The 11650-nt window shown below is 69.9% G+C and carries 18 protein-coding genes and 1 pseudogene; 4 read left to right on the top strand and 15 right to left on the bottom strand.

Annotated features, from left to right (window positions below):
• The 5 genes and pseudogenes from ABD378_RS32880 to ABD378_RS32860 all read right to left on the bottom strand — a co-directional run.
• Positions 1–80: pseudogene (locus ABD378_RS32880) on the bottom strand (urease accessory protein UreF); the annotation flags it as partial.
• 11 nt (positions 81–91) lie between these two features.
• The gene (locus ABD378_RS32875; protein WP_344526917.1) at positions 92–1813 is read right to left on the bottom strand and encodes an urease subunit alpha; all 1722 of its coding nucleotides are present in this window, start codon (positions 1811–1813) and stop codon (positions 92–94) included.
• The gene (locus ABD378_RS32870; protein WP_344526925.1) at positions 1806–2117 is read right to left on the bottom strand and encodes an urease subunit beta; all 312 of its coding nucleotides are present in this window, start codon (positions 2115–2117) and stop codon (positions 1806–1808) included. Before ABD378_RS32870 ends, ABD378_RS32875 begins: the two co-directional genes overlap by 8 nt.
• A gap of 31 nt (positions 2118–2148) precedes the next feature.
• Positions 2149–2451, bottom strand: coding sequence for an urease subunit gamma (locus tag ABD378_RS32865; RefSeq protein ID WP_266873899.1), 303 nt, complete (start codon positions 2449–2451; stop codon positions 2149–2151).
• A gap of 199 nt (positions 2452–2650) precedes the next feature.
• Positions 2651–3271 (bottom strand): TetR/AcrR family transcriptional regulator, encoded by a 621-nt coding sequence (locus ABD378_RS32860; RefSeq protein WP_344526913.1) that lies wholly within the window; start codon positions 3269–3271, stop codon positions 2651–2653.
• Positions 3272–3417: 146 nt separating this feature from the next.
• Here ABD378_RS32860 and ABD378_RS32855 point away from each other — a divergent pair, with 146 nt between their 5' ends.
• The gene (locus ABD378_RS32855; protein WP_344526911.1) at positions 3418–4431 is read left to right on the top strand and encodes an ABC transporter permease; all 1014 of its coding nucleotides are present in this window, start codon (positions 3418–3420) and stop codon (positions 4429–4431) included.
• A gap of 106 nt (positions 4432–4537) precedes the next feature.
• Here the strand turns inward: ABD378_RS32855 and ABD378_RS32850 are convergent, their stop codons facing one another.
• A complete protein-coding gene (locus ABD378_RS32850; RefSeq protein WP_344526909.1) occupies positions 4538–4825 on the bottom strand; it encodes a type II toxin-antitoxin system Phd/YefM family antitoxin in 288 nt (95 codons plus the stop codon).
• 122 nt (positions 4826–4947) lie between these two features.
• Complete coding sequence (locus ABD378_RS32845; RefSeq protein WP_344526923.1) at positions 4948–5331, bottom strand: helix-turn-helix transcriptional regulator; 384 nt, start codon at positions 5329–5331, stop codon at positions 4948–4950.
• Positions 5332–5464: 133 nt separating this feature from the next.
• Between ABD378_RS32845 and ABD378_RS32840 the strand changes: the two genes are divergently transcribed.
• Together ABD378_RS32840 and ABD378_RS32835 are read left to right on the top strand one after the other, a co-directional pair.
• Complete coding sequence (locus tag ABD378_RS32840; protein ID WP_344526907.1) at positions 5465–5806, top strand: ANTAR domain-containing protein; 342 nt, start codon at positions 5465–5467, stop codon at positions 5804–5806.
• A gap of 140 nt (positions 5807–5946) precedes the next feature.
• Positions 5947–6270, top strand: coding sequence for a WhiB family transcriptional regulator (locus ABD378_RS32835; RefSeq protein ID WP_344526905.1), 324 nt, complete (start codon positions 5947–5949; stop codon positions 6268–6270).
• Here ABD378_RS32835 and ABD378_RS32830 read toward each other — a convergent pair.
• Entirely contained in the window at positions 6197–7207 is a 1011-nt protein-coding gene (locus ABD378_RS32830) for a Ppx/GppA family phosphatase (protein WP_344526903.1), read from the bottom strand. The genes ABD378_RS32835 and ABD378_RS32830 overlap by 74 nt on opposite strands.
• A 146-nt stretch (positions 7208–7353) precedes the next feature.
• Between ABD378_RS32830 and ABD378_RS32825 the strand changes: the two genes are divergently transcribed.
• Entirely contained in the window at positions 7354–7899 is a 546-nt protein-coding gene (locus ABD378_RS32825) for a type 1 glutamine amidotransferase domain-containing protein (protein ID WP_344526901.1), read from the top strand.
• A 72-nt stretch (positions 7900–7971) separates the two neighbouring features.
• On the opposite strand, the gene ABD378_RS32820 is transcribed toward ABD378_RS32825, so the two are convergent.
• Genes ABD378_RS32820 through ABD378_RS32790 form a run of 7 tightly spaced genes read right to left on the bottom strand, consistent with a single transcriptional unit; the run spans position 7972 to position 11648 of the window.
• Positions 7972–8265 carry a gas vesicle protein K gene (locus ABD378_RS32820; protein ID WP_344526899.1) on the bottom strand — a complete coding sequence of 98 codons (294 nt, stop codon included), beginning with the start codon at positions 8263–8265 and terminating at the stop codon, positions 7972–7974.
• On the bottom strand, positions 8262–8450 hold the full coding sequence (locus ABD378_RS32815) for a gas vesicle protein (RefSeq protein WP_160509195.1): 189 nt from the start codon (positions 8448–8450) through the stop codon (positions 8262–8264). Before ABD378_RS32815 ends, ABD378_RS32820 begins: the two co-directional genes overlap by 4 nt.
• Positions 8447–9247, bottom strand: coding sequence for a GvpL/GvpF family gas vesicle protein (locus ABD378_RS32810; RefSeq protein WP_344526895.1), 801 nt, complete (start codon positions 9245–9247; stop codon positions 8447–8449). The genes ABD378_RS32815 and ABD378_RS32810 overlap by 4 nt, the downstream gene beginning before the upstream one ends.
• Positions 9244–9666: a gas vesicle protein gene (locus tag ABD378_RS32805; protein WP_344526893.1), complete on the bottom strand. Its 423-nt coding sequence runs from the start codon at positions 9664–9666 to the stop codon at positions 9244–9246. Before ABD378_RS32805 ends, ABD378_RS32810 begins: the two co-directional genes overlap by 4 nt.
• Positions 9663–10700 (bottom strand): SRPBCC family protein, encoded by a 1038-nt coding sequence (locus tag ABD378_RS32800; RefSeq protein ID WP_344526891.1) that lies wholly within the window; start codon positions 10698–10700, stop codon positions 9663–9665. The genes ABD378_RS32805 and ABD378_RS32800 overlap by 4 nt, the downstream gene beginning before the upstream one ends.
• Entirely contained in the window at positions 10693–11388 is a 696-nt protein-coding gene (locus tag ABD378_RS32795) for a DNA primase (protein ID WP_344526889.1), read from the bottom strand. The genes ABD378_RS32800 and ABD378_RS32795 overlap by 8 nt, the downstream gene beginning before the upstream one ends.
• Complete coding sequence (locus tag ABD378_RS32790; protein WP_344526887.1) at positions 11385–11648, bottom strand: gas vesicle protein GvpG; 264 nt, start codon at positions 11646–11648, stop codon at positions 11385–11387. Before ABD378_RS32790 ends, ABD378_RS32795 begins: the two co-directional genes overlap by 4 nt.
• Positions 11649–11650: the final 2 nt, after the last annotated feature.

Here is an 11650-nt window from a genome sequence, read left to right as displayed (position 1 = left end):
GGTTCGGCTCCGCCGGAGTGCGCGTGCCCTCCGGCGGGGAACCGGCCGTCGGCCAGGACGAGTAGTGCGGCTCTGGACATGACAGCGCCCGTCAGAACAGGAAGTACCGCTGCGCGAGCGGCAGTTCGGCGGCGGGCGACGGCTCGACGAGCTCCCCGTCGATGGTGACGGCGAAGCTGTCGGGAGCGACCTCCACCCTCGGCAGGGCGTCGTTCTCACGCATGTCCGCCTTCGTGCGCCCGCGCGTCGAGCGGATGGCGGTGAACTCCTTGGCCAGACCGAGCCGTTCGGGCAGCCCGTCGTCCAGCGCCGACTGCGTCACGAAGTTGACCGAGTTGAGCCCCGGCGCCGCGCCCCGGGCACCGAACATGGGCCGCGGAAGCACCGGCTGCGGCGTGGGGATGGAGGCGTTGGCGTCGCCCATCTGCGCGTACGCGATCTGCCCGCCCTTGATGACCACCTGCGGCTTGACGCCGAAGAACGCCGGGTTCCACAGCACCAGGTCGGCGAGCTTGCCCGTCTCGACGGAGCCGATCTCGTGGTCGATGCCCTGTGCGACCGCCGCGTTGATCGTGTACTTGGCGACGTAGCGGCGCGCGCGCCGGTTGTCCGCCCGGGTGTCCCCCGGCAGGAAGCCGCGCCGTCGCTTCATCACGTGCGCGGTCTGCCACGTACGCATCACGACCTCGCCGATGCGCCCCATGGCCTGCGAGTCCGACGACATGATCGAGATGGCGCCGAGGTCGTGCAGGATGTCCTCCGCCCCGATGGTGGTGGGCCGGATCCGCGACTCGGCGAAGGCGAGGTCCTCGGGGACCGCCGGGTTGAGGTGGTGACAGACCATCAGCATGTCGAGGTGTTCCTCGATGGTGTTGACGGTGTGCGGCCGGGTCGGGTTGGTGGAGCTCGGCAGCATGTTCGGCAGCGACACCGCCGTGATCATGTCCGGTGCGTGCCCGCCGCCCGCCCCCTCGACGTGGAAGGCGTGCAGGGTGCGGCCCGCGACGGCCTTGAACGTGTCGCCGACGAAGCCCGCTTCGTTGAGCGTGTCGGTGTGGACGGCGAGCTGGGCGCCGGTGTCCTCGCAGACGTTCAGACACGCGTCGATGACGGCGGGCGTCGCGCCCCAGTCCTCGTGGATCTTGAAGCTGACGGCTCCGGCCCGCAGTTGGGCGTGCATGGACTCACTGGAGACCGTGTTGCCCTTGCCGAGGAAGCCGATGTTGACGGGGCTGGACTCCATCGCCGCGAACATCCGGGCCAGGTGCCAGGAGCCGGGGGTGATGGTGGTCGCCTTGCTGCCCTCGGCCGGTCCTGTGCCGCCGCCGATGAGGGTGGTGACCCCGGAGGCGAGCGCCTCGTCGACGATGGTCGGCGAGATGAAGTGGATGTGGGTGTCGATGCCGCCCGCGGTGAGGATCTTGCCGTTGCCCGCGAGGATCTCGGTCTCCGGGCCGATCACGAGATCGGGGTGTACGCCGTCCATCGTGTCCGGGTTGCCGGACTTGCCGATGCCGGTTATTCGACCGTCGCGTATGCCGACGTCGGCCTTGACTATGCCCCAGTGATCGATGATCACGGCGCCGGTGATGACGGTGTCGGGGGCCCCTTCGGCGCGTGTCGTGCGCGACTGGCCCATCGACTCGCGGATGACCTTGCCGCCGCCGAACACCGACTCGTCGCCGGAGAGTCCGGGGCCGCCGGAGCGGTCCTCCTCGATCTCGACGAGGAGGTCGGTGTCGGCGAGCCGGATCCGGTCGCCCGTGGTGGGGCCGAACAGATCGGCGTACGCGGCGCGGGACAGCTCAGGCATCGAGGGCACCTCCGGTCTCGCCGCGCAGTCCGGGCACGATCCGCAGACCGGCCAGGGGGACGAGTTCGACGTCGACGGGGATTCCGGGCTCGAAGCGCACGGCGGTGCCGGCGGCGATGTTGAGCCGCTTGCCGTGCGCGGCGCCACGATCGAAGTCGAGACCGGGGTTGGCCTCGGCGAAGTGGTAGTGGGAGCCGACCTGGACGGGGCGGTCGGCGGCGTTGAGGACGGTGAGGGAGGTGACCTCGCGGCCTACGTTGTAGGCGACGGGCTCGTCGGCGAAGAGGAACTCGCCGGGTATCACGGGCTGCGTGGGACTCATCTGGCCGCCCCCGTCAGACGATCGGGTCGTGGACGGTGACGAGCTTGGTGCCGTCCGGGAAGGTGGCCTCGACCTGGACGTCGTGGATCATCTCCGGGATGCCGCTCATGACGTCGTCACGCGTGAGGACTTTGCGCCCCGACGACATGAGCTCGGCGACGGTGCGGCCGTCGCGGGCACCTTCGAGGATGTGGGACGTGATGAGCGCGATCGCCTCGGGGTGGTTGAGCAGCAGCCCCCGCGCCCTTCGCTTCTCGGCCACGTCCGCGGCCACATGGATGAGCAGTCTCTCCTGCTCGTGCGGGGTCAGTTGCACGCGTCCCACCTCACAGTCCTCGCTCCGGACCGTGCGGGGTCCGGCTGCCGCGGCCACCGCGACGGATATAGATGTAACACACAGGCAGTACGCTTGATCTTGCGCACCCCGGTTACGAAAACCCCTGGTGGCGTGGCATCGCAGGCTAGTTGGGGGGAGTTTCAACGAGGTTAACCAGCGCTTGACTCCTTCATGACCATCAGCTGGGCTTCCCCATACTCATCAGGCCGCGCAGGCCGTCCTGCAGCGCCTCGACCGGAACCTCGTCGAACAGCGCCAATTGGGCGACGAAGCCCTGAGCCGCGGCGACCATCACCCGCGCGACACGGTCGGCCGGGACGTCGTCCCGCATCATGCCCGCCGCCTGATACCCCTCGACGATCTTCACCCAGGCCACCCGCACCTTGGCGTATCCCTCGTTCATCACGGCGGCGAGCTCTTTGTTCCGCAGCGTCTCCGCCCAGACCTGGACGATCAGCCGCGGGAAGTACGAGGCCTCCCCCTCCTCGACCCCCGACCTCCGGCTGAGCACCTGGGCGAGCGCGCGGCCGACCAGTACGTCCGGCGGTGGCGGCGGGGTCTGCTTCGCGGCCTCCTCGAAGGTCGCCTGGAGCCACTCGAGGACCTCACCTACGATCGCCCCGATCAGCTCCTCCTTACCCCGGAAGTAGCGGTAGACCGCTCCGGCCGAGAGGCCGACCTCCTTGAGCACGTCCTGCATCGAGGTGGCGTGGAAGCCGTTGCGGGCGAAGCAGAGGGCGGCGCCGTCAATGATCTGGCGGCGGCGTGCGTCGAGGTGCTCCTGGGATACGCGGGCCATACCGTCAAAAATAGAACGAACATTCATTCTTGACAAGCACCACAGCCAGAAGCACAGTGTGGGCATCACGTAAAACGAACGATCCTTCTCTTTAATCTCCGTAGAGCCCGCAGCACACCACACCCATCCCCGAAGGAGCTCAGCTCATGTCCACGTCGGTCACCACCCCGACTCCGCAGGGCCGCCGCATGGTGGCGGTGGCCATCCTGGTCTCCTCTCTCGTGGCCCTCGCCCTGTGGGCCTTCGCCTGGCCCGCCGCCAGGACCGCCCCCCGCGACCTGCCGCTCGGCGTCGCGGGACCCGCCGCGGCGACGGCTCCCCTCAAGGACCAACTCAGGGAGAAGAAGGGCGCGTTCGAGGTCCACCAGTACGCCGATGAGGCCGCGGCCCGCGACGCCATCGAGGACAGGGCCGTGTACGGGGCGGTCGTCGTCACGCCCCGAGGAATGAAACTGCTGACCGCGACGGCGGCAGGACCGGTGGTCGCGCAGCTCCTGGAGCAGGCGGTGGCCGGTCAGGCCCCGCAGGGGGCCGATGTGACCACCGCCGACGTGGTGGCCGCCCCCGCGAACGACCCGCGCGGCTCCGCCCTCGGGGCGAGCATCCTGCCGATGGCGATCGCGGGTGTCGCCGCCGGCGCCATCGTGAGGATGCTCGGCCTGCGCGGCATCCGCGCGGTGGCCTCCCTCGTCCTGGCCGCCGCGCTGGTCGGCGTGGTCGCCGCCGCCGTGACGCACAGCTGGCTCGGCATCCTCACGGGCAACTGGTGGGCGGAAGCGGGGGTGTTGAGCCTCTTGACGCTCGCGGTCGGCGGCACCGTCGCCGGGTGCGCCGCACTCCTCGGCCCGGCGGGCATCGGCGTCGGCGCACTGACGATGGTGCTGCTCGGCAACCCGTTCTCCGGCGTGACGTCCGCGCCGCAACTGCTGCCCGAACCGGTCGGATTCGTCGGCCAGTTGCTGCCGCCGGGCGCCGGAGGCACGCTGCTGCGCTCGGTGTCCTTCTTCGACGGCGCGGGAAGCACGGGCCCGCTCGTCACCCTCGGCGCCTGGGCCCTGCTCGGCCTGACGGCCGTACTGCTCGGCGCGCTCCGCCGCCGCCCCGCCGCGGCGGCACACGCCGAGGCGCCGGCGGTGCGGGAAGCGGCGCCGGTCGCCTGACCCGGTGGCACCCGGACGGCACCCGGGCGGCACCCAGAGACAGCCGTACGCCTCCGCTGTAGCGGACGGGGGCGTACGGCCCTGACCATGCTCAATTGCCTTACGGCTACGTCGCGTCGGGGCCCCGGTGTTCGGCGGCGATACCGAAGCGCTGCCGTTCCCCCGCACCTGGCGCCGGGGACGACGTGGAGCGCAACGCCGAGACGGAACTGACCACCTGCTCCTCGTCCGCGTCCGGCAGCGCCTCGAGCCGTTCCAGGTCGGCGGCGGAGACAAGGGCCACGAGTGGCTTGCCATGACGGGTGACGACCACCCGCTCGCCGCCGTAGACGACGCGGTTGATCAGATCCGCGAGCTCTGCTCGGGCTTGCGTCACCGGAATCTCGTAGGCCATGCTCCCCAGCTTAACCGCCGCCCGGCACGGCCATCCGGTCCGCGCGAAACGCATCCGCCGCAGGTCAGGGGCCCGCTGTCGACATCTGGCGAACGGCGGGCCGCGCCGCGTGCTCCTTCACGTCACGGATCGGACCGCGGGCCGCGCGCTTGCGGCGGCGACGATTCCAACTGGCGTGATCCCTCGCCGCGATCGGCGTCGTGCTGGGCATCGTGCTGGGCGAGGAGCGTGAGGAGTTCCGCCACGGCGAGCCCTGAATCGGCGGGGTGCCGCAGGATGGTCCCCGCTTCGATGCGGTAGGCATTGGAGCGGCCTTGCCGCGTGTGGGAGAGGTATCCATCCTCCTCCAGATCGGAAACGATCTTCTGTACGGCTCGCTCGGTGAGCCGGCAGCGCGCGGCGATGTCCCGGATGCGGGTGGCGGGATCATCGGCGATCGCGGCCAGCACACGAGCGTGATTGGTGAGGAACGTCCAACCGCTGTGCGATTCAGGTACTGCAGCCATCCCTACAAGATAGGCCGTTTGATTCACGTATTCAAAAGGACGAACCAGATTTCCGGTATCTCTTGACGGGTGAACCTCGTCGGGCCGACTCTGGGTGAGGTGATGACGCACGGACGCCTACGGAGTGGCCGCCATGACTGAACCCGCACCTCCCACGCAACTCGCGGAGGACATCGATGTGGAGCAGGACCCGCATGTCGAACTCGGTCACCTGCGACGGGCCATGCAGACGCGCCCCGTCATCGACATGGCGCGCGGAGTCCTGATGGCCTCTTTCGGCCTGAGCGCCGAGGACGCGTGGAGCGTCCTGGTCGCGGTCTCCCAGAACTCGAACACCAAGCTGCATGTCGTGGCTGACGAGCTGGTCGCCGCTGCCACGGGAGGACAGGTCCCGAAGCCGTTGCGCCAGAAACTGGCCGCGACCATCTCCCAGCTCGAGACAGCACCGGCAGCACCCCCGTCCGACGCGGGATGAGCCCGACGGAACATCGGCCCGTCCCGTACCCCGGCACTCACCGGTTTCCGTACGCGCGGCGTGGGCACCCGTGCCCCAGTTCTGGACCGGAGGGGAGCGGACCGGACACAGGCGAACTCCACCTCTGAGGGGAGGCCTTGATGGAATGGATGAAAAGCGCGCTCTGCGCGCGAGTGGACCCCGAGCTGTTCTTCCCCGTCAGCGCGGCAGGCCCCGCGCTGCGCGAGGAGCTGGCCGCCAAGCGGATCTGCGTGCGCTGCCCCGTGCTCCGGCCCTGCCTGACCTGGGCTCTGGACAGCGGTCAGGCCTACGGCGTGTGGGGCGGGGCCAGCGCGGAGGAGCGTGCGGCACTGCGCCGGCAGCAGCCCGAAAGCTCCGCACGCCCGCGTCTCAGTTCTGCAGGGCCGCGATCCGCAGCGCCACCGGCTGCGCGCCGAGCGCCGCGACCGCGCCTTGCCGACTGACCTCCGCCCACCATGCCCCGCCGTCCTCCATGTGCCGCAGAAGCACGCCTTCCCGGATGGCCCAGGGGCAGATGGTGACCGTCTTGACCCCCGTCAGCTTCATCGCCGTGTGCCCCACGATCGCTCCTGCCAGGCTCTGCGCGGCCCGCGGCGCCGAGACCCCCGGCAGCAGGGCGCGCTCGGCCGTCGGCAGCGCCGCGAGCCGGTCACGGCAATGGCGCAGTTCCGCCCGGCTCAACTGCCGTGCCGTGAAAGGCCCTTGGCGGCCCGGCGCGGCGCCACCGAGCCGTGCGAGCTGCTGGAACGTCCGCGAGGTCGCCACGGCGGTGCGCGGCCCCTCCCAGCGGATCCGCGCGGCGACGTCCCGCAGCTGGTGGCGCACCTTGCGCCGCAGCTCCTTCACGCTCTGCTCGCTCGGCGGGTCCTCGCCCTCGAAGAACTCCCGGGTCAGCCGGCGCGCGCCGAGGGGCAGCGAGGCCACGTAATCCGGCAGCCGTCCGCGCCCGAAGGCCACCTCGAGCGAGCCGCCGCCGATGTCGAACAGCGCGAGAGGCCCGGCTCGCCAGCCCATCCACCGGCGGGCCCCGAGGAAGGTGAGCTCGGCCTCCACCTCTCCGGGCAGCGTGCACAGCCGTACACCGGTCGCCTCGCTGATGGTCCGCAGCACGTCAAGGCGGTTGGGCGCACTGCGTACGACCGTCGTCCCGAAGGCCAGTGGCTCCGCCGAGCCCCACCGCCGGGCGGTCCCGGCGGCCGCGGAGACCGCCGCGACGAGCTGCCCCACGGAATCCTCGGGGATCGCCCCGCTCGGTCCGACCTCCTCGGAGAGTCTCACCTTCCACTTGGCGGTGTGCACCGGCAAGGGCACACCGTCCTCGGCGTCCACGACGACCAGCCGGACCGCATTCGAACCCACGTCCATCACACTCATTCGCATGTGACTCTGAGTACCCATCAGGCCACAGGTCAGTCACTCTGATTGACCTTCGCGGTACCAGGGAACCCCTGATCCACCACCGTCGAACACCGTAGAAACGGCCCCGGACGTGACCGCCCGGGGCCAGGCGAGGAGAGTGAGCAACCATGCGTATCGCATTCCTGATGGCGCCGGAGGGCGTCGAGCAGATCGAACTCACCGACCCCTGGAAGGCGGTGACCGACGCGGGCGGCGAGCCCGTCCTCGTCTCGACGCGGACGGGCCACGTCCAGGCCTTCGACCATCTGGACAAGGCCGACACGTTCCCCGTGGACGAGGTCGTCGGCGAAGTGTCGGCCGATTCCTTCGACGGGCTCGTCCTGCCGGGCGGCGTGGCCAACCCGGACGCGCTGCGCCTCGACGAGGGGGCCGTGTCCTTCGTACGCGACTTCGTCGACAGCGGCCGTCCGGTGGCCGCGATCTGTCACGCCCCGTGGGTCCTCGTCGAGGCGGATGTCGTCTCGGGCCGCGGGCTCACCTCGTTCCCCAGCGTTCGTACGGACATCCGCAACGCGGGCGGCACCTGGGTCGACGAGCAGGTGAAGATCTGCCACGACGGGCCCAACACGCTGATCACCAGCCGCAAGCCGGACGACTTGAAGGCGTTCTGCGAGGCGTTCCTGACGGAGTTCGCGAAGTCGGCTGCCCCCTGAGAGCCGAGAGGCCCCTGAGAGCCGAGAGGAGCCACTGGGAGGAGCCACTGGCCGAGAAGAACTGCTGCCGGACTACTCCCTCGGAAGCAGCGGCCCCAGCGGCCCGAGGTCCAGATTCAGGTCCTCGGGCCGCAGGCCGTAACGCTCGCGCAGCTCGGCCATGCGGTCGTCGAGGAGCATCAGCGTGAGCCCGATGCGCTCCTCCTGGTCCTCGTCAAGGTCCCCGGTGTCGAATCGGCGCACGGCCTGCCGCTCCATGAGCTGACGCAGCAGCTCCACGACGGTCAGGACGAGCTTGATCAGGTCGCGTTCCACCGTGTCCGGTTCGAGTTCAAGCCGGTTCTTTCCGGGAGTCCGCTCGCTCACAGCAACTCCTCGAAGGGCGAAGGCACTTGCTCGTTCACCGAGCTGATGAGTGCGTTCAGGTCGATACGGACGAGATCGACGTCCGCGATGCGCAGGGTGAGGTCCCCGGTGATGACGACCCCGCCGGCGAGCAGCCGGTCGAGCAGGTCGACCAAGGCCACTTCCCGGCGTTCGACGACGGTCACAGTCCCGCCTCCCCCGTCGCGCCGTCCGCCGCGTCGCCCCCGTCCGTCTCCAGGCCCGCGAACGAGTAAGCGGCCCACGGCCCGGTGAGTTCCACCCGCAGGCCAGGCTCCTCGCCCTTCGCGCGTTCCACCAGTTCCGCGAAGGCCTCCGAGTCCGAACGCGGCACCAGATAGGCGGCGTTGAGTACGTTGCGGCCCGATTCCCGGGAGAGCGCGGAGTTCTGCGGCGCGTGCAGCCTGGCGTCCTCCGCCTGCCCGCAGAGCATGTCGTGCAGCCTGCGCGCGAACTTCTCGGCGCTCTCCCACATCTCTTCATGAGCCCTGCTGCGCTGTCGGCGCTGACGCAAGTAGTCCCGGCCCGACGCGGCCTTCTGCGGCTCCACCGCCGGGCGGGTGGCCTCCGCGTCGGCATGGATCTTGACGCCCCATTCCACGCGGCCGTCGAGCCGGTCGAGCGTCCGCCTGAAGGAGTCCTCCCGCGCCTCCATCATCGCGCGCACGCCCGCGTCGTCCCGGAACACGGTGGCGAGCCGCAGCGGCAGCGGCGTCGTGACCGCCGTGAGCGCGTCGATCACCGCCTGGTGGGCACGCGCGGTCGCGCTCAGCCAGTCCAGGTCCTCCAGATGGCGCCGGAGGGACTCCTCCGCGAAGTCCTCCTCCCGCACGGTGCCGACCACGGCGATCAGTCCGTGGTGCGCCAGCTGACCGGGGGGCACGCCGTCCACCCCGGTCACCTGCGCCTGGAGCGCCGCGTCGAAGGGCCGGCAGATGGCGTAGACGTATCGCAGTCCGCTCATGAGCTTTCCTCCGTCTTGCCCTGCTCCGCTTTGCCGCGCCTCGGCCCGCCCTGCTCCACCTTGCCTCGCTCGGTCCTGCCCTGCTCGGTCCTGCCCTGCTCCGTCCTGCCTTGCTCCAGCTGCTCCAGTTCGGCGACTTGGGCACGCAACTCGGCGTTCTCACGCGTGAGTTCCTTGCCGTGTGCGCGGGAGGACAGGTCGGGGTCGTCCTCCCACCAGTCGATCCCCATCTCCTTGGCCTTGTCGACGGAGCAGACGATGAGCCGCAGCTTGATGGTGAGCAGTTCGATGTCGAGCAGGTTGATCCTGATGTCCCCCGCGATCACGATGCCCTTGTCGAGCACTCGCTCCAGGATGTCGGCCAGGTTCGCGCCGCCGCCCTGCCCGTACGGCTCGGGGAGCCGGCTTGCGGTGGTCATCGGCGGCTCCCGCTCGCTACGGCCTCTTCCTCGTACTTCGCCTCGTCCTCTCCCTCGTCTCCCTCGTCTTCCTCGTCGTCCTCGTACTCGTACTCGCCGTGCGCGTCCCGCTCGTCCTCTTCTTCGTCGTCCCGTTCGTCCTGTTCATCCTGTTCGTACTCGCCCTGCTCCTCCGCGAGCGCGTCCTCGTGGCTGTGGACGACCTCGCCGTCGCGGATCTCCCCGCGCCAGCCGTCCTCCGCCTCGCCCTTGATGGTGATGAAGCGGGCGAAGTTCTTCAGGTCGAGCCGTGCCCGGCGGCCCTGGGCGCGCCAGATGTTGCCGGTCTTCTCGAAGAGACCCTTCGGGTAGTACTCCAGGACCAGCAGGACGCGCGTGAGGTTGTCGGCGAGGGAGTGGAAGGAGACGACCCCCTTCGCCGTGCCCTTCGCCCCCTCGGAGGTCCAGGCGATCCGGTCGTCCGCCACCTGTTCGGTGGTGTGCGCCTTCCAACTCCGGTTGGACCAGAAGACCTTGGCCTGCCAGTCGGATGTGGTGTCGTCGGCGCGGTTCGCGCTCTTGACGCCCTTGGCGAAGGTGCTGAACTCCTGGTACTGGGTCCACTGGTCGTACGCCGTGCGCAGCGGCACGCCGACGTCCACGAACTCCATGATGACCGTCGGCTTCTTGCCTGCCCCGCCCTTGCGGCGGCCCTTGCCCTCGGTCATGTTCTTGAAGGCGTCGACCACACTGTCCTTGGCCCGCCCCGCGCCGACCTCCAGCGCGGACCGCAGCGGTCCTTTGCCCTCGGCCACTTTGCGGCCGCCGTCGAGGGCGAGCTTGGCGAAGCCCGGGCTGTTGCCCTCGGCGATGTCGTTGAGCTTGACCGTCGTCTCGCCGAGTTTGTGACCCACGCCGACCAGCAGGCGCTGGGCCTGGGCGGCGAGATACTCCTGGACCTCCGCCTTGAGCCGGTCGGCGGCCTCGCTCCGCGCGACGCCGGTGATCGGATTGTCCTTCGCCCGGTCCGTCGCGGGCCCCAGCGTGTCACTCATCGCGGCCACCCTCCTTCGGCAGCCGGGCCCCGGTGGCGCGGCGCGCGGAGGTCTTCGCCGCGGCCCTGGCGGGGGCCTTCTTCGGCGTCTTCTTCGCCGTCTTCTTCGCAGGGCTCTTGTGTGCCGCCGTCTTCTTGGCGGGGCTCTTCTTGGCTGCCGCCTTCTTGGGGGCGGCCTTCGGCTGGGGAGCCTTCCTCCTCGGCCGGCGCTCCTCCTGGGGCTCGTCCTGGGGCTCGTCCTGGGGCTCGTCCTGGGGCTCGTCCTGGGGCTCGTCCTGGGGCTCGTCCTCAGGCTCCGCCTCCGCGGACTCCTCGTACGAGTCGTCCGGATCACCCTCGTCCTCGCTGCCGCGCCCCGGCATGTCCGGTGTCACGCCCGCGAGTTGGTCCCGCACATCGGCCGTCCGTCCGTGCAGCCGGTCGGCCAGGCCCGAGATCTGCCGCTCGACCAGCGCCCCGGTTGCGGCCTTCCCGACCCCGCGCAGGTCCCCGCGCAGCTGGTCGCCGATCTCCTTGAACTGCGGGTTGTTCTGCAGCTGTTGGGACACCAGGTCGCCAAGGGCACGCGGGCTCAGATTCATCCGCTTGCCGGCCACCATCGTGCCGACGGCGAACGCCAGCTTCATCTTCTTCGTACGCCCGAGGACGTATCCGGCCCCTACGGCGAGGCCCAGTCCCAGTCGATTCATCGTGTGGTCCCGTTGTCAGTTCCCGCGCCGGTGCGCAGGCCTACTTCCAGTCGGTCGAGCAACTCGTCCTCCTGGCGGTCGAATTCCTCCTCGCCGATCTCCCCCGACTCGAGCAGCTCCTCGAGACGGGCGAGTTCGGACCGGACGGTGGCCGGGTCGTAGTACTGGCGCTCGGCCTCGGCGAGTACCTGGCTCACCGCCCAGAGGCTGCCGCGCACCGGGGCGAACGGCAGCATCAGTACTTCGCCGATCAGTCCCATGC

Origin of the sequence: Streptomyces rectiviolaceus, from assembly GCF_039533825.1 — a bacterium.
Taxonomy (GTDB): Bacteria; Actinomycetota; Actinomycetes; order Streptomycetales; family Streptomycetaceae; genus Streptomyces; species Streptomyces rectiviolaceus.
This window is presented reverse-complemented; position numbering and strand designations above follow the sequence as displayed.